The 16,615-nt window shown below is 40.5% G+C and carries 16 protein-coding genes and 1 pseudogene; 1 reads left to right on the forward strand and 16 read right to left on the reverse strand.

Annotated features, from left to right (window positions below):
- Positions 1-89: 89 nt before the first annotated feature.
- From BW976_RS27980 to argB, 3 genes are all read right to left on the reverse strand, one after another.
- Positions 90-1,466: an aspartate kinase gene (locus BW976_RS27980; protein ID WP_076378850.1), complete on the reverse strand. Its 1,377-nt coding sequence runs from the start codon at positions 1,464-1,466 to the stop codon at positions 90-92.
- 186 nt (positions 1,467-1,652) lie between these two features.
- Positions 1,653-2,471, reverse strand: coding sequence for a pyrroline-5-carboxylate reductase (gene proC / locus BW976_RS27985; RefSeq protein ID WP_076378852.1), 819 nt, complete (start codon positions 2,469-2,471; stop codon positions 1,653-1,655).
- Positions 2,468-3,313 carry an acetylglutamate kinase gene (gene argB / locus BW976_RS27990; protein ID WP_076378854.1) on the reverse strand — a complete coding sequence of 282 codons (846 nt, stop codon included), beginning with the start codon at positions 3,311-3,313 and terminating at the stop codon, positions 2,468-2,470. The genes proC and argB overlap by 4 nt, the downstream gene beginning before the upstream one ends.
- Before the next feature lie 202 nt (positions 3,314-3,515).
- Between argB and BW976_RS27995 the strand changes: the two genes are divergently transcribed.
- On the forward strand, positions 3,516-4,814 hold the full coding sequence (locus BW976_RS27995; protein WP_076378856.1) for an NAD(P)/FAD-dependent oxidoreductase: 1,299 nt from the start codon (positions 3,516-3,518) through the stop codon (positions 4,812-4,814).
- A gap of 15 nt (positions 4,815-4,829) precedes the next feature.
- Here BW976_RS27995 and BW976_RS28000 read toward each other — a convergent pair whose 3' ends face one another.
- The 13 genes and pseudogenes from BW976_RS28000 to BW976_RS29630 all read right to left on the reverse strand — a co-directional run.
- Positions 4,830-5,438 carry an FMN-binding negative transcriptional regulator gene (locus BW976_RS28000; RefSeq protein WP_076378858.1) on the reverse strand — a complete coding sequence of 203 codons (609 nt, stop codon included), beginning with the start codon at positions 5,436-5,438 and terminating at the stop codon, positions 4,830-4,832.
- A 28-nt stretch (positions 5,439-5,466) separates the two neighbouring features.
- Complete coding sequence (locus BW976_RS28005; protein ID WP_076378860.1) at positions 5,467-5,856, reverse strand: hypothetical protein; 390 nt, start codon at positions 5,854-5,856, stop codon at positions 5,467-5,469.
- A 12-nt stretch (positions 5,857-5,868) separates the two neighbouring features.
- Entirely contained in the window at positions 5,869-6,816 is a 948-nt protein-coding gene (locus tag BW976_RS28010; RefSeq protein WP_076378861.1) for an N-acetylornithine carbamoyltransferase, read from the reverse strand.
- 23 nt (positions 6,817-6,839) lie between these two features.
- Positions 6,840-7,973, reverse strand: coding sequence for an aspartate aminotransferase family protein (locus BW976_RS28015; protein ID WP_076378863.1), 1,134 nt, complete (start codon positions 7,971-7,973; stop codon positions 6,840-6,842).
- 145 nt (positions 7,974-8,118) lie between these two features.
- Entirely contained in the window at positions 8,119-9,117 is a 999-nt protein-coding gene (argC, locus tag BW976_RS28020) for an N-acetyl-gamma-glutamyl-phosphate reductase (protein ID WP_076378865.1), read from the reverse strand.
- Positions 9,095-9,448, reverse strand: coding sequence for a cupin domain-containing protein (locus tag BW976_RS28025; protein WP_076378867.1), 354 nt, complete (start codon positions 9,446-9,448; stop codon positions 9,095-9,097). The genes argC and BW976_RS28025 overlap by 23 nt, the downstream gene beginning before the upstream one ends.
- On the reverse strand, positions 9,441-10,643 hold the full coding sequence (argG, locus tag BW976_RS28030; protein WP_076378869.1) for an argininosuccinate synthase: 1,203 nt from the start codon (positions 10,641-10,643) through the stop codon (positions 9,441-9,443). Before argG ends, BW976_RS28025 begins: the two co-directional genes overlap by 8 nt.
- An 80-nt stretch (positions 10,644-10,723) precedes the next feature.
- Positions 10,724-11,371: an N-acetyltransferase gene (locus tag BW976_RS28035; RefSeq protein ID WP_076378871.1), complete on the reverse strand. Its 648-nt coding sequence runs from the start codon at positions 11,369-11,371 to the stop codon at positions 10,724-10,726.
- A gap of 710 nt (positions 11,372-12,081) precedes the next feature.
- Entirely contained in the window at positions 12,082-12,513 is a 432-nt protein-coding gene (locus BW976_RS28040; RefSeq protein WP_076378873.1) for a hypothetical protein, read from the reverse strand.
- A 161-nt stretch (positions 12,514-12,674) separates the two neighbouring features.
- A complete protein-coding gene (locus BW976_RS28045; RefSeq protein ID WP_076378875.1) occupies positions 12,675-13,631 on the reverse strand; it encodes a YpdA family putative bacillithiol disulfide reductase in 957 nt (318 codons plus the stop codon).
- Positions 13,632-13,853: 222 nt separating this feature from the next.
- Positions 13,854-14,321: a PaaI family thioesterase gene (locus tag BW976_RS28050; protein WP_217696307.1), complete on the reverse strand. Its 468-nt coding sequence runs from the start codon at positions 14,319-14,321 to the stop codon at positions 13,854-13,856.
- 131 nt (positions 14,322-14,452) lie between these two features.
- The gene (locus BW976_RS28055; protein ID WP_076378879.1) at positions 14,453-16,048 is read right to left on the reverse strand and encodes a glycoside hydrolase family 10-like protein; all 1,596 of its coding nucleotides are present in this window, start codon (positions 16,046-16,048) and stop codon (positions 14,453-14,455) included.
- Between the two features lie 263 nt (positions 16,049-16,311).
- Positions 16,312-16,615, reverse strand: a pseudogene (locus tag BW976_RS29630) (hypothetical protein); the annotation flags it as partial.

Here is a 16,615-nt window from a genome sequence, read left to right on the forward strand (position 1 = left end):
AAAATCAAATATTTGTGTGTAATATATGCTATATAATGCCTTTAAAGTGTAAACCCACTTTTATACTCCTGAGAAGGAATTGTAAAAATTTATATCATCGCCTTGTTCAATGCTTTTATTGCTTCTTTAAAATCTTCACGTGCTATCAGGAACTGGATATTGACCTTACGCAGGGCAAAACCACAACTCTTAATATTGATGCCTTTTTGAGCCAATGCCGTTGCAGATTTAGCCAGTAAGCCCGGTTGATCCATATTGGAGCCTATTAGACAAACCATAGCCATTTTTTCTACCGTTACTTTCTCATAATCGTTTTCGAGCTCTTGTATCAGTTTTTTATTGAAATCCTTATCCCATATCACTATAGAGATACTATTGGCGCTGGTGGCCTTAAAAGTATAACTCACACCGAACTTATAGAACAGCTGCATGATGTGAAAATCCGTACCCACATTACCTACCATGGATGGATCGTAAATATCAATCATCATTACGCGCTCTGTACCTGTAATTACTTCAACCCGTTTTTTATCGCAGATATATTGGCGGGTTATTAGTGTTCCCGGATGTTCTGGTTGGAAGGTGTTTTTGATGCGAAGGTCGATATCATGTATCTCCAATGGTTTTGATGCCTTAGGATGTATAGCTTCCATGCCCACATCAGCCAGCTGGTCTGCCACGTCATAGTTGGTATTACCTACCGGGAAGCAATTCTCTACCCCAACCAGCTCGGGATCGGCTGTACACAAGTGATATTCTTTATGGATGATGGCTTCTTCTGGCTTAACAGCTACGGCTATCTTACTAAAAGTAACTTCCGAATAGCCCCGGTCAAATTCCCGCATAATACCTTCAGTACCTTTGGTGTAACCGGTTACAATAGTGATCGTATTTTCAAAATCGATATCCTGCAGATCTTTCTTAATACGTTGATCGATGGTGAAAGAACGATGGTCATGAAAGCCGCTCAAATCAACAAACGTGGCGTTGATACCCATGTTTTGCAGGATATTGGTAAAGTTAAAAGCCGAGTGGCTTTCGCCGATCGATGCCAGGATCTCGCGGGCAGCCAGCAAAACATCATCTTTATTGACATAACCCGAAGCCAGGATGTTGGCTATGTTTTCCAGATAGGTTTGCGCATCCTTAAGGCGTTGCTCAATAAATTTATCGGCTTCGGCAATGTTCAGCCCCAGACTTTCATAACTCTTATTGATCTGCTTTAGCTTTACGATCAGGGCTTTAAGTGGTTTATGAAAATCTTTATAGGTAGCCAGCTTGTGATAAACACCAGGAGCACTAGTTTTTTTATTTTCGAGCAGGAGATTAGTTACTCCCGAAAAGGCCGATACTACAAAGATGCGATTGTACAATTGTTGTCCGGAGCGTTCAAATAGGATGATGTTTTTGATAACATCATTTAAGGCGGTCATAGAAGTACCGCCGATTTTTTCGACTGTTAACATTTTTAAAAATAAACGCTTTTAGCACATCAACACCAAAACTATACCATCGACAAAATAGTGACTTTTTAGTTAATGTGGCGCGTTTAAGAAATTGGTTTTTAGGTTATTGTATTATGTGTATTATTTAAGCCGGTATATCATATCAATATGCCAGCTATCAAAATAAAAGGATATTTGATGTTGTACTTATTCGTCTTTTTTGTAAAGATCGCCTGCCTTTTGGGCTGAGAGCTTAATGCCCTTAATCATGGCCGAACTAAAACCATTATGTTCCATTTCATTTAAGCCGGCAATGGTACATCCGCTTGGCGAAGTAACCTTATCAATCTCCTGCTCCGGGTGCGACGACAACTGTAACAGCAAGTCGGCAGCGCCTTTAGCCGTTTGGGCTGCCATTTTTAAGGCATCATGCGCATGAAACCCTATTTCGGTACCGCCCTGTGAGGCTGCACGTATAGAGCGCAGGAAAAATGCAATACCACAAGCACAGAGAGCCGTTGCCGAGGTCATGAGTTCTTCATTGATCTGGATACTCATACCCACGGTATCAAAAAGAGATTTTACCAGGTTTATGTTTTTATTGGTACCGTTGTCAGTAGCAATACAGGTCATGGAGTGGCCAATAGCTATTGCTGTATTAGGCATGGCTCGTATTACCTGTACATTCAAATCAAGCTGTTGCCGGATATCATTGCAGGTAACCCCTGATATGACAGAAATGATCAGTTGCTTATCCGCTTTTATGGCAGGCCTTATTTCATCCAGTAGCTTGTTAAGCTGTTGGGGAAGTACCGCCAAAACAATAATATCGGCCTTTTTTACCGCTTTAGTATTATTGTCGGTTGTGTGGTATCCCAATTGAGTATACTCCGCCAGCGCCGATACATTGCGGCGGGTGAGTGAAATTTGCTGGGGCTTGCAAATATTTGCTTTTACCAACCCTTTGGCTAATGACAGCCCGATGTTACCAGAGCCTAAAATGGCTAAATGCTGTGATGAATTCATGCGTTTTTGCTTAAACGTGTTCCAAATGGTTTATTTTCTTTTAATTGTCCCAGATCGTCAGATTTACCTATGATCACCGCTTTTACGCCACAGGAAATGGCGGTAAAAGCATTGTCAAGTTTGGGTAACATGCCGCTATGTATAATATGCTGGGCTTTTAATTCTTCGTAACGTATCGTGTCAATTTCCCTGATCAGTGATTCTTCATCATTAATATCCTGAAGTACACCTTTCTTCTCAAAGCAATAAATAAGCGTGGTTTTATATAATGATGACAATGATACAGCCAGTGCCGAAGCAATAGTATCGGCATTGGTATTTAGTAATTGTCCTTCGCCATCATGCGTTAATGCGCAAAAAACAGGGGTAAAGCCTGCCTTTATTAATCGACTTATATTTTCCGGATTAATAGAATCCTTATCAATATCGCCCACAAAACCATAATCAATGGTTTTAACCAGGCGTTTTTTTGCTCTTATAAAATTACCATCAGCCCCGGTAAGGCCAATAGCATTGTTACCGAAACGCTGTAACTGCGCCACTATGTTTTTATTGATCAAACCACCATATACCATAGTAACCACTCTTAGGGTTTCAATATCGGTGATACGCCTGCCATCAACCATTTTGGCTTCGATGCCTAATTCTTCGGCAATTTGGGTAGCTACCTTGCCACCGCCGTGTACTAATATTTTAAAACCATCCAGCCCTTCAAAATCTTTCAGGAAACGATACAGGTTTTCGGAGTTATCAATTACGTTTCCTCCTATTTTTATGATGTACAAGCTTTTATTTTCCTGTAATGTGACAGAATTTTCCGAAACTGTATCAGTTTTATCCATTGTTAATAGTAATGTAACCGTCTTGATGTTAAATTCCTATTAAATTAAACAGGAACTTGCTAAAAATATGAATTTATAGTGTATTTTATTCAAAAAATGTTAAAAAATGATTAAAGTATTATCTGTGTAACTTTACAATTTGATTATGAAATAATTAGTAATATTGAGTTTTAAGGCACTAAACTTGCTTAAAGTTTTTTCTATGGATCAAAAGAAAAGTACAAAACCCCGTGTAGTTATTATAGGTGGAGGATTTGGAGGTCTGGAACTAGCCAAAAATCTTAAGAATGCGCCAGTAGATGTGCTTTTGTTAGACAAGCATAATTATCATACCTTTCAGCCTTTGCTTTACCAGGTGGCTGCCGGTGGTATCGCTGCTGATTCTATCGGATTCCCTATCAGGAGGATATTTACCAAACAGGATAATTTTAGGTTTGCCCTGGCCGAAGTGGAGCGCGTAAATCCGGAAAACAATACACTTACTACTAATATAGGTACTATTTATTTTGATTACCTGATTATAGCTACAGGTTCAAATACCAACTTTTTTGGGAACAAAGAAATAGAGCATTTTGCTATGCCTATGAAAAATATTCCTGAAGCGCTTAATCTGCGCAGCCTGATATTGCAGAATCTGGAAATGTCATTAGTTGCTAAAGATCCTGAAGAAAAGGCGGCTTTAATGACATTTGTGGTAGTAGGGGGAGGCCCAACCGGAGTTGAACTTTCTGGCGCTTTGGCCGAAATGCGCCAACTGATACTCATGAAGGATTATCATGGCTTGCGTAAGCATAGCATGAAGGTTTACCTGGTTGAAGGGAAGCCAGAACTGTTAGCTTCGTTTTCATCTGGCGCATCTGCAAAGGCCAAAAAGTTTTTATTGGATATGGACGTAACCATATTTAATAGCGTACATGTGCAAAGCTACAATGGTACCGAACTTAAAATTGACGATGGCACCACTATATTAACACGTAATGTATTATGGGCTGCAGGTGTAAAAGGAGAGGTACCCGAAGGCATGCCCGAGACATCTATCACCAAAGGTAACCGTATCCAAACAGATGGAATTGGCCGGGTAAATGGTTATGCAAATATATTTGCTATTGGGGATGTTGCAGCTGTGATTACAACCGACACGCCAAACGGTCACCCCGGTGTAGCGCAAGTAGCGATACAGCAGGGGAAGCATCTGGCAAAAAACCTGGCTCGTATGATTAACGGCGAAGCCACCATCCCGTTTAAATATAATGACAAAGGGTCGCTGGCCACTATTGGTCGAAACAAAGCTGTTGCCGATCTTGGTAAAATTCACCTACAGGGATTTATAGCCTGGGTGATATGGGGTGTGGTGCACATCATGTCATTAGCAGGATTCACCAATAAGGGAACTATATTTTTTAGCTGGGCCATATCTTACTTTACCAAGAATAGCGATAACCGCCTGATCGTTCGTTATTTTGATATTAAGACCCGGGCGATTGATCCTGATCCAAAGTAAAATATAAGTAAGAAATTAGTGTTTGAGTTTGATGAGCTTCATGTATTCAGCTGTCTCATTTTCAGTAGTATTAATACTCTTACTTAAAGTATTGATGATGCTTTCTTTTTCCTGTTCACTGCGGTTTTGGCTTAGCTTCTTTTTGGCTTGCAGGTCATCCACTATAATTTCAAAACCGACGATCCCTTTCATCATTTTTTGCTTGTAGTCATCGGTCAGGTTATTCCATTGCTGCAGGTAATTTTCTTCGTAGTTGCTGATGGTACGGGCAAGCAGATCTGATGTTTCGTTGAGTAAAGTGACTTTGCCATACGCGTGTACCGCCAGATAATACCAGGTGGGTACATTGGTTTCCTTTTCGTAGTTAGTGGGTGATATATAGGCGTGGGGTTCGGTAAAGATTACGAGTGCATTTTTGCCCTCTATACCTGTTGCCTGCGGATTGGCTTTTGCGAAATGTGATGATAAGACCAGCTTATCATCACGTTGTTCTACTATAAATGGTAAGTGGGTAGCAACCGGTATATCATCAACAGAAGTAACTATAGTAGCGAAACTATAACGCTGCATAAAGACGATGGCCTCTTGCTCGCTTTCGAATTTGTTGAAGGAGGGGATGTACATTCTATAAAATTAGATATTCACCGTCCAATTACTTCATTTGTTTAAGCATTTCTTGATAAGCTTTTACATGATGAGGAAACTCTTCCTGGTAAAATGGATAGGAAATTCCTTCAATTGAAATATCAAATTGATCACTATCCATCCCGGAAATAGAGGATGCCAACCCTTTTATCTCATAACCGCTTTTATCGTATACATTTAAATCGGGTATCATCCTGGTAGATATCAATTTATCTTCAGGATAATCTGTAAAATCTACCTTGTTTTGTAAACAATAGTTCTTGAAAAACTGGTATCCTAATTTCGGATCGATAAAATCAATGCGCCCAAATACCACACCCATAGGAGCGTCCGCATTTTCGAGCCGAGAGGTTCCTATTTTAACTTCATCAAGCAATATATCATAAACCTTACCCATGTCGAGTTAAAGCTACAAACTCTCCAGCATTTGTTTTAATACTGCTTGAGCAGCCCAAACCCGGTTCCCGGCTTCATGTACTACTATTGAATTTGGCCCGTCGAGTATCTCATCAGATAGTTCCAGGTTTCGACGTACAGGTAAGCAGTGCATTACTTTGGCGTCATTGGTTATCTTCAATTTTTCATTGGTCAGCATCCATTCTTCGTTTTTACCAAGGATATTGCCGTAAGGCTCATAGGCCGACCAGTTTTTTACATAGATAAAATCGGCGCCGGTTAATGCTTCATCCTGGTCATAAATGATATTTGCACCCTGCGTAAAATCTGCACAAAGTTCATAACCTTTTGGTTGGGCAATCGTAAAATCAACATCGGCTTTGCACATCCACTCCGCAAATGAATTAGGTACAGCCTGTGGCAGGGGTTTAATGTGCGGGGCCCAGGTTAGTACGACCTTTGGGCGGGCTACGTTTTTTAATTCTTCGATGGTGATGAGGTCCGCTAAACTTTGTAGCGGGTGACGTGTAGCCGACTCCAAACTCACCACCGGCACTTTACAAAACTGCACGAACTTGTTGAATATCATTTCGCTATAATCCTCTTCACGATTTCTTAAACCAGGGAATGATCGTACGCCGATAATGTCTGCATACTGCCCCATAACACCCGCAGCTTCGCGAATATGCTCTACAGTGCTGCCATCCATGATCACACCATCACGGAGCTCTAAAGCCCATCCTTCCTTATCAATATTAAGCACCATTACATTCATACCCAGGTTAAGGGCTGCTTTTTGAGTGCTCATACGGGTACGCAGACTTGGGTTTAAAAATACCAGTGCCAAGGTTTTATTTTTACCTAAATCCTGATTGGCATACGGATTTTGTTTAAGCTTCAAAGCTTCCTTTACAAGAGCGTTGATATTGGCAACATCATTTACAGAAGAGAATAGTTTCATTAGCCCGGATATTTAATAGCGAATTATTGGTTTAAAACATTTACAAAAGCCTCTAAAAATCTGTCGGCGTGTGCTTTGGTTAAATTTAAAGCAGGTAATAACCTTACCACGTTGGGCTTGGCTTCACCTGTGAAAATATGATGTTTAAATAAAAGGTCCTTACGTGCGTTTGATAGTTCTTCTGGTAATTCAATACCAATCATCAGTCCCCGGCCACGAACTTCTTTAACCTGTTCCAATTTCTTAAGCTCTTTGATCAGGTATTCGCCAATGGTTGCTGCATTTTGCAACAGGTTGTCTTGCTCTATCACTTCCAATACCGCTAAACCAGCGGCACAGGCCAAATGGTTACCACCAAAAGTGGTGCCCAGCATACCATAAGCAGGTTGTATTTTAGGGGAGATAATGATGCCACCAACCGGGAAACCATTGCCCATGCCCTTGGCCATGCTATAGATATCGGCATTAATGCCCGCAAAATCCTGCGAGAAAAACTTACCGGTACGCCCATAACCGCATTGAACAGAATCGGCTATAAAAACAGCGTTATGCTGATCGCATAAAGAACGGATCTTTTGCAGGAAGCTTTCAGGGGCTACCTGAATACCACCAACACCCTGTATGCCTTCAATAATAACTGATGATATTTCGTTTCCATGGTCGGCAAATGCTTGCTCTAAAGCGGTTTCATCAGCCCATGGCAAAAATATCACATTATCTGTTTCATTTATAGGCGCTACGATCTTTGGATTGTCAGTTACGGCCACGGCCAAAGAGGTACGACCGTGAAACGCTTTTCTAAAAGCAATCACCTTCTTTTTACCGTTGTAAAACGATGCTAGTTTTAGAGCATTCTCATTGGCTTCGGCACCGGAGTTGCACATAAATAGCTGGTAATCATCTTTACCGCATACTTTACCTAATTTAGCGGCCAGCTCTTTTTGAATTGGGATCTCGATAGAATTAGAGTAAAAACCCAGCTGATGAAGTTGATCTTCTAAACGTTTTACATAGTGCGGATTAGTATGACCAATAGATATTACCGCATGACCGCCGTACATATCCAGGTACTCGTTATCGTGATTGTCATAAACCAGGCTGCCCTGGCCTCTTACTATATTTATGGGGTTAACAGGATATACGTCGAATAAATTCATTTTATTTAAGCTAAAAGCGGAAGGCCGAAAGCAAAAAGCTCTTTTCCTTCCTCTGTGTTTTAATAAGGCTAATCAGCATAGCCCTTACTTCGTTAATGTGTTATTTACTTATGCAAATTCGTGGCAACAGCCTTAAGTTTTCTGCTTAAAAAGCGGTTGCCTTGAGTCGTAGCCCTGCGCGCTCATCAAGGCCAAATAACAAATTCATGTTTTGTACTGCCTGGCCCGAGGCGCCTTTAAGTAAATTATCCAGTATGCTGATGATTAATAGTTTACCCTCGTGCTTACTCACTTGGATAAAGCACTTGTTGGTATTCACAATTTGCTTTAAATCGATATTGCGATTGGTCACATGCGTAAAAGGGTGACCTTCGTAGTAGTTTTTATATAAATCTAAAGCTTTCTCTTCACTCAGGTCGCTTTCTGTATATATTGAAGCAATGATGCCACGGGTAAAATCGCCGCGATAGGGTATAAAGTTGATTGCTTTATTGAAATTGCCCTGCAATTGCCTTAGTGATTGACCTATCTCATTTAGGTGCTGATGATTAAATGCTTTATAAACAGATAGGTTATCATTTCGCCACGTAAAGTGAGAAGTAGGAGCTAAGCTTTGACCTGCACCCGTTGACCCTGTTGTGGCGGCCACATGGACCTCATTATTCAATAGATCTTTTGATGCCAGTGGCAATAAACCTAACTGTAAACAAGTTGCAAAACAGCCAGGATTAGCAATATTGGCAGCTGTTTTTATGGCTTCGCGATTTAACTCAGGCAGCCCGTACACAAAGCTTTTATTTTTGAATTTAGAGCTTTGAGTCAGACGGAAATCCTGGCTTAGATCTATTATCTTGATATGATCAGGGATAACTGTCGATTCCAAAAACTTCTTTGCATCACCATGGCCAACGCATAGGAAAAGCACATCAATAGCAAATGACAGCTCGCCGGTAAAACGCAGATTGGTATCGCCAAAAAGGTCGGTATGAACTTCATGAACATAATTGCCGGTATTGCTGTTGCTATGTACAAAAGCTATCTCCACATGAGGGTGGTTGATGAGTATACGCAACATTTCACCACCGGTATATCCCGCACCGCCAATAATGCCCGCACGTACTTTATTTGAGGTTGATCCTGTCATGGTTTGTTGATGGATAAGAATATAAAATAAACTCGAGATCGCTTCGATCGTTATTACTAATAAAATGCTTTTGACCGGGTAAGATCTCGATTCCTTGTTCCGGTTTTAGTTCCGTAACGTTGCCATCGATATGAAATGTAGCTCTCCCTTTTAAGATAAAGAATACCTGTGTGGCCTTTTCGTGGTAATGTAACTGTTCGGCGGTATCCGGTGGCATTAATTCCTGTTTAACAGATAATGCCTCAGTATCAATAAAAGTCCAGCCATGGCAGTCATCACCCCAGTTATAGTGGTCAAGGCATTCACCCTTTGAAAAAGCTATATTAATCATTTTGTGATTGATTATTAACCTTGTGATAGATCATAACCTGGTTGCCGAATATTTTAGAGAATCCTTTAACATCCTCGCCAGACCATGAATTATTCATTTCGCCATAGCTACCAAATTTGTTCGACATCAGGTCGTGCTCCGACTCGATACCTATTACCTGGAAGCGATACGGGTGCAGTTGTACAAATACCTTGCCGCTTACGTTTTGCTGGGTATCGCTTAAAAATGCCTCCATGTTGCGCATAATAGGGTCGTGGAACTGTCCTTCATGCAGCCAGTTTCCGTAGAAAGCGGACAGTTGGTCTTTCCAGGTCAATTGCCATTTGGTTAATACGTGTTTCTCTAAGGTATGGTGAGCTTTGATAATCACCATTGGTGCGGCAGCTTCAAAGCCAACGCGGCCCTTGATGCCAATAATAGTATCGCCCACGTGAATATCCCTGCCAATGCCATAAGGTTGTGCAATAGCCTGCAAAGCCTGTATAGCTTTTGTTGGGTGATCAAATTTTTGGTTATCAATACCAACCAGTTCGCCTTTTTCAAAAGAAAGCTCCAGGTTTCTTACTTCCGATTCAGTAACCTGGGTAGGCCAAGCTTCTTCGGGTAATCCTAAGTTGGAGGTAAGCGTTTCTTTACCACCTACAGATGTTCCCCATATACCCTTATTGATAGAGTACTTCGCTTTTTCGAAGTTCATATCAACGCCATGTTTTTTCAGATACTCGATCTCTTCCTCGCGGCTTAGTTTTAAGTCGCGGATAGGGGTGATGATCTGTACTTCAGGTACCAGGATGTTGAAGATCATGTCAAAACGCACCTGGTCGTTACCGGCACCGGTACTGCCATGTGCTACATATTCTGCACCTATTTCTTTAGCATAGTTAGCAATGGCCGTTGCCTGGCTTACGCGTTCGGCACTTACCGAAAGGGGGTAGGTGTTATTTTTTAAAACATTACCATAAATTAAAAAGCGAACACAGGTGTTGTAAAAGTTTTTGGTTTCATCAACCACATGGTGCGAGGTAACGCCCATTTTGTAGGCACGTTCTTCAACTCCTTTTAACTCTTCGTCGCTAAAACCACCAGTGTTTACTATAACGGAGTGAACTTCATAACCAAGATCCTGTGTTAAATAAATACAGCAAAATGAGGTATCTAATCCACCGCTATACGCTAATACTACTTTTTTCTTCATCTTTTTTTGAGCTTAAAGCTAAAAGCGGAAGGCTTAAAGCTTTTTCTTTTTAATTTATGTGTATTTGTTATTATAAACCCTTAATCGTTATCGTGGTGTATTCTTTTCTTGATGGCGTTTTCAATGCGTTCAAGCAGGGTAGCTTTGTGTGTGATCCTTTTCATTTTCTCTTCGTCCTGCTTTTGTTTTTCGGCAGGATCAAACAACATGGCGGTACACATGCAGTTTTTACGCTCCTTGCTCATTAAAATATCATAGTTAACACAGCTTTTGCAGCCTGCCCAAAAGTTTTCGTCCTGGGTAAGCTCTGAATAAGTTACTGGTTCATAGCCTATTTCTGAATTGATCTTCATTACAGCCAGACCAGTTGTTAAACCAAATATTTTAGCCTCGGGATATTTAGTTCTGGAAAGCTGGAAAACACGGTGCTTAATGGCTTTTGCCAAACCTGCTTTACGAAATTGCGGATTAACAATAAGACCTGAGTTAGCCACAAAATCGCCGTGGCTCCAGGTTTCAATATAGCAGAAACCGGCCCAGGTGCCATCTTTATGCAGCGCTATAACAGCCTTGCCTTCCAGCATCTTATTAGCAACATATTCTGGTGAGCGCTGGGCTATACCTGTGCCGCGGGCTTTGGCCGATTCGGCCATTTCAACACATATTTGAGGCGCATAATCTACATGTTGTGCAGTAGCAACCTGAATATCAAAATCTTGTATGGTCATTAAAATAGATATTACCGTTAAATTAATTGGCTTTTAAGGCCTTAATAATTAGATGGTTTTTAAAAGAATAAGTTTAAAGCTTTTTTCTTTTGGCGGGGTTTGTTACAGGAAATTAATTCAAACCCTTGGCATATAGGGCCTTCGTCGGGGAGGGCAGCATAAAAAAACAGTTGAAACCAAAGCAGCGGCAGCCGGAGCAAATGTTGCTCTTATTGCGGGCTTATTTAAGCTTTGTAGATTCATTTTTTTGTGGTATTTACTGTGTTTTTAATTTGGGTGCAAATTATTGCATAAAATTTTACTTATGCAAGAAAAAAATGATTTAATAACGTTAAGATTATATTCGTTTTTTTACGGCTTGCGTTTTAGCTTTTAGAATACTCCTGATCTGATACCTTCTCTAAAACTTTTTAAACCTTAAATTTTAACACTTTTTTAGTCAAAAACAAGGTAAAAAGACTCGATAATTACCCACTTTAGCAGAACTTTAACGCCATTTTAACACTTTTTAACAAATTTTTGATGGGTTTTGAAAGGTTTAAAAAGTACTAACTAATTGTTATTCAGATAACTAAATATAAAACAGTCGGTTTTGGGTCTTGCTTTCCTTTAAATAAACAGCCCGGATCTCTGGATAAAAGAGAACCGGGCCCTAATGATATAAATATACTTAAAATTTTTGATAAGTAGCAAAGGCTAGGATGTTATCGTTACTTCTTCTCTTCAAATTTGTCTAAAACAAATCTTAGCTTATGATCCGGCATTTGCGGGCTTTCGGCGGTCAGGGTAACCTTGCCATCTTTGCCTTCAATGGTGAGGGTATACTCTTTTTCACCGTTTCCGTCTTCATCGCTGATGGTGGTGTTAATCACCGATTTTCCTTCTTTAAATGGTGTTGTCCAGTTACAGGTATTTGATTTGATGGTTCCTGTAAGAGTTTGTTTTCCGTTTTCGATATTAACCGAGATTTTCTTGTCAATTATTTCAATAACGGTTTGCTCGTCTTCAGTCCGCTCCAGGTTGCCACTGGCATCCAGGTGTTCTGTTTTGGAGGTTACGAGTCTTAATTTTTTGTCGCATTGCGCCAGACACACGGTACTGCCGGCCAATAACAGCAGCAGTGCAATAATGGTTGATTTCATGGTTTTTACTTTATGTGGTTTAAAACTGAAATAAAGATAAGTGTTTTAAATAGTAATATGCAATACATAGTACTATTTAATAAAATTAAAATCAATAACTATCTGATAATGAATAGGTAATTTATTCAGATGAGATATATTGCGGGAAGATAGATGTCTGATCAGCGTTTATTTACGATATCATTGATGATCATATTGGCATGGATACGCGAGTTTTCGATAAACCACAGGTGAGTATCTAAACCACCGCAAACTACACCGGCAAGGTACAAGCCCGGCAGGTTGGTTTCCATAGTTTCGGGATTGTATTGTGGGATGAATTTATCTTCAGACAATACAATGCCCAGCTTCTTCAGGAAATCAAAATTAGGTTGGTAACCTGTCATAGCCATTACATAATCATTGGGGATGGTTACCAGGCCTTCGGACGTCTGGATATCTACTTCGTGCGGGCGGACGGCCTGAAGGTTAGAATTAAAATAAGCCTTGATACTGCCTTCTTTGATGCGATTGATAATATCTGGCCGAACCCAGTATTTCACCCGATTACTTACTTCACCGCCGCGGATCACCAGCGTAACTTCGGCGCCTTTACGATAGGTTTCCAATGCCACGTCGATGGCCGAGTTGCTGGAGCCAACCACCACTACTTTTTGCAGGGTGTAAAAATGCGGATCCTGGTAATAGTGTTTTACTTTAGGCAGATCTTCGCCCGGGATATCCAGGTTAACCGCGATATCATAAAAGCCGGTGGAAAGGATCACCCTTTTGGCCTGATAGGTAGCTTTACTCGTAGTTATGGTGTAAGTGCCGTTCTCGGTGGTAACATTGGTCACTTCCTCAAATAGGTTGATGGGTAGATGGTTGGAAAGCGCTACACGGCGATAATACTCCAAAGCATCATTACGGGTGGGTTTATTATGTACGGTTACAAAAGGTACTCCGCCAATTTCCAGTTTTTCTGATGTAGAAAAGAAGGTCATGGTTGATGGGTAATTATAAAGCGAATTAACCAGGCAGCCTTTTTCAATAATAACAAAACTTAACCCCGCCTTTTGAGCAGCCAAACCACAAGCCAAACCAATTGGGCCGCCACCTATAATGAGTATATCAAGCATGTTGCGAATATAGGTAGTTTGGGGTTTCGCAGGAAGTAATATCGAATAATGAATTTTGAATGACGGATGACAAAGTGTAGGATAAAGGGTAGTGGTACTTTGTAATTAAGAAGTAATATCGAATAATGAATTTTGAATGCAGAATATCGAAGTGTAGGATAAAAGATAGTAGTACTTTGTAATTCGATATTCAGCATCCGATATTCTACATTTATCGACCCACTAGCGTCCTGCTGCCTTATCTTCATGAAGCGTCATTACCGTACTGGTCACCATGGCCACCACTTTGTCTTCTTCGTTTTTTACTTCACACTTGTAATGCGAAATAGTTTTGCCGCTTTGTAAAGGGGTGGCAATGGCTCTTAACTTTGATTTCCATACCGGACGGTAAAAGTTTATTTTTAATTCTATCGAGGTAAAGGATTGTCCCTCTTTCATCAATGTGGAGTGTGCTGTGCCGATGGCTGCATCTGCTAGTTCGCAGATGAGTCCGCCGTGGACTGTACCTTGCTGGTTTCCATGGATCAGTGCATCGGCATCAATTTCAACGGTGGCGGTTCCGTGATCTACTGCTGCTATATTGATGGCTAAAGTGCGGGATATCGCTGTTGGATATCTCATAAGGGTTTCCATATCCGGAGTAAGCGTACCGGCTAACTGATGTTTAAGATAATCTAAAACGGAGATCATAGGCATGATGTAATTTGTATTATGGAACAAAACTAACTACAATCCGGCTCAATTAAAATATACAGTTTTGAAGTATTTGACCATAACAGATGAAGAGGTAATATCGAATACTGAATACCGAATAAATATGGTTATTCTGCTTTGATTGAATCCTGTGGGGTGGTGCGGTGATAATACCGGCCATAGACTACATACTTCACTTCGACCGGTGCCGGGTTAGAATTCAAACTTTCATTTTTTATTCTGTCAATTGCCGTAACGAGATAAATATATTTACCCGGTCTCGTAATTGTATTATCAACAAATGTGGTGGTATCTTCAAATGAAATATTGATGATGTTCCGGGGATTATCTATCTGTATTTTTTCCCCGTCATTAAAACGATAAATAACATACCCATAGGCCAAATCATTATCCTTCGCCTTTATGGGAGCTGTCCAGCTTATTTGGATGGATTTGTTGGCCAATTGTTTAGCAATTACATTCTGAGGGGCATTGGGAGGTATGCTGTCTAACCAAAGCATTACTGGCGGTAAAGCGGGACGGTTGTAGAAATTATTCTTCAAAGAATCTTTCAGTCCCGCTAAATTGTCTATTAAGGACTTCGCTCTAAAGAAAACGCTTCCTTGTACCCGCGCATTCCCACGAACATACCTGATCTCATCTGAAAGTTCACTACGATTACGAAAGCCCTGGACGTTTTCCTGTGCCCGATAGGCTGCCTGACCAATATAAAGATGCCTGCCATAAGTATTATTGCTCCACCATTCCAATAGTTTTTCAAAAGGCACTAAGCGATGCTTTATGGGCCAGTAAAGCTGCGGATTAATATAATCTATCCATCCATTCTTTAACCACTTCCTGGTGTCTGCATATAATTCATAATAAGATGAGCCCCCATTTGTAAGAGAACCATCGGCGTCCTGCTGTTTATTTTTCCAAACACCAAAAGGACTTATACCAAATTTTATGTATGATTTACAGGCATGTATACTGTCTGTTAAATCATGGATTAAAACGTCCACATTTTGTCGTCGCCAATCTTTGATATTTAAACTATCAGGATTATATAATTTGTAAGCTGCCAAATCCGGTAAAGGCTTGCCATGAACTTCATTAGGATAAAAATAATCGTCAAAGTGCACGCCATCAATATCATAATTTCTAACAACGTTCATAATAACACTTGTAATATATTGCCTGACCTGGGGGAGGCCGGGGTTAAATATTTTTTGTCCGGCGTAATTAAAGAACCATTCGGGTTTTTGATTACTAATGTGCTTGTCATTAAAATGAGATGCTATTAAATCCATAGATGCCCGGTATGGATTAAACCAGGCATGTAATTCCATCCCTCTTTTATGTGCCTCGGAAATAATAAAAGTTAAGGGATCGTAATAAGGGTTGGGCGGTAAGCCTTGCCTTCCGGTTAAATAGCGACTCCATAATTCGGGTCCGCTGCCATAAAAAGCATCTGCTGAGGGCCTAACCTGGAACATAACCGCGTTTATTCCTGATGAATGTAAGCTGTCTAAAATAGTCAATAGCTCTTGCTTTTGTATTGTAGAAGATAATCCGGGTTTTGAAGGCCAGTCTAAATTAGATACGGTGCATAGCCACGCTCCTCTAAACTCTCGTTTGGGTGTGATTAACAGTTGAGCGTTTGTTTTATGATCAATAGTGAAAAGGAACGTTATACAAAGGAAAATTATTGATTTTTTTAACATGCACTAAATGAGTAGATTTTAAGCTATTGTTACCAAATAAAAGGTATGCCTAAAGGTACACATTTTCCAGACAGCCAACGTTTGCACAGTTGACTTGGATGCATCCCACGTAGAAGATATGCTCCTCATATCTTATTCAAGATGACATTTGTTGTTTTAGTGCCGGCTTCAAATCTTTTGTCATGCTGAACGGAGTGAAGCATCTGATATCAGACTTTTCAATTGTAGAATAGATCCTTCGTTCCTACCCATGACATACTTAATTAAGCAGGTACAAGTTTCATATCTAATTCGAGGGCTAACTTTTCTAAGCGCTTCTTTTTCTGCTGGATAAGGATCGTTTGATAGGCCTCCATACCTCTTTCAACGAACTCGTTTCCCTTGACGATCAGGCGCCAATATTGAGCGGCAAGTTTTCTTGCAGTAGCCTTTATGGCGACTGCCGGCCCTTTACGTCCCCTTAGCCGCCTGGCAAACGCACCCCAGCCAATGTATTTGCTGTTCAGCAAGCCCTGGGCCATTTGTTTGAAGATCTGACCGACGGCAGGTTTACCCTTACTTTTACTT

It is taken from the genome of Mucilaginibacter lappiensis (assembly GCF_900155965.1).
In the GTDB taxonomy this organism is placed as follows: domain Bacteria; phylum Bacteroidota; class Bacteroidia; order Sphingobacteriales; family Sphingobacteriaceae; genus Mucilaginibacter; species Mucilaginibacter lappiensis.

What these genes read in the sequence shown, in the direction of transcription:
- BW976_RS27980 (WP_076378850.1), bottom strand. Translation starts at nt 1,466, where the DNA reads ATGTTAACAGTCGAAAAAATCGGCGGTACTTCTATGACCGCCTTAAAT.
- proC (WP_076378852.1), bottom strand. Translation starts at nt 2,471, where the DNA reads ATGAATTCATCACAGCATTTAGCCATTTTAGGCTCTGGTAACATCGGG.
- argB (WP_076378854.1), bottom strand. Translation starts at nt 3,313, where the DNA reads ATGGATAAAACTGATACAGTTTCGGAAAATTCTGTCACATTACAGGAA.
- BW976_RS27995 (WP_076378856.1), top strand. Translation starts at nt 3,516, where the DNA reads ATGGATCAAAAGAAAAGTACAAAACCCCGTGTAGTTATTATAGGTGGA.
- BW976_RS28000 (WP_076378858.1), bottom strand. Translation starts at nt 5,438, where the DNA reads ATGTACATCCCCTCCTTCAACAAATTCGAAAGCGAGCAAGAGGCCATC.
- BW976_RS28005 (WP_076378860.1), bottom strand. Translation starts at nt 5,856, where the DNA reads ATGGGTAAGGTTTATGATATATTGCTTGATGAAGTTAAAATAGGAACC.
- BW976_RS28010 (WP_076378861.1), bottom strand. Translation starts at nt 6,816, where the DNA reads ATGAAACTATTCTCTTCTGTAAATGATGTTGCCAATATCAACGCTCTT.
- BW976_RS28015 (WP_076378863.1), bottom strand. Translation starts at nt 7,973, where the DNA reads ATGAATTTATTCGACGTATATCCTGTTAACCCCATAAATATAGTAAGA.
- argC (WP_076378865.1), bottom strand. Translation starts at nt 9,117, where the DNA reads ATGACAGGATCAACCTCAAATAAAGTACGTGCGGGCATTATTGGCGGT.
- BW976_RS28025 (WP_076378867.1), bottom strand. Translation starts at nt 9,448, where the DNA reads ATGATTAATATAGCTTTTTCAAAGGGTGAATGCCTTGACCACTATAAC.
- argG (WP_076378869.1), bottom strand. Translation starts at nt 10,643, where the DNA reads ATGAAGAAAAAAGTAGTATTAGCGTATAGCGGTGGATTAGATACCTCA.
- BW976_RS28035 (WP_076378871.1), bottom strand. Translation starts at nt 11,371, where the DNA reads ATGACCATACAAGATTTTGATATTCAGGTTGCTACTGCACAACATGTA.
- BW976_RS28040 (WP_076378873.1), bottom strand. Translation starts at nt 12,513, where the DNA reads ATGAAATCAACCATTATTGCACTGCTGCTGTTATTGGCCGGCAGTACC.
- BW976_RS28045 (WP_076378875.1), bottom strand. Translation starts at nt 13,631, where the DNA reads ATGCTTGATATACTCATTATAGGTGGCGGCCCAATTGGTTTGGCTTGT.
- BW976_RS28050 (WP_217696307.1), bottom strand. Translation starts at nt 14,321, where the DNA reads ATGATCTCCGTTTTAGATTATCTTAAACATCAGTTAGCCGGTACGCTT.
- BW976_RS28055 (WP_076378879.1), bottom strand. Translation starts at nt 16,048, where the DNA reads ATGTTAAAAAAATCAATAATTTTCCTTTGTATAACGTTCCTTTTCACT.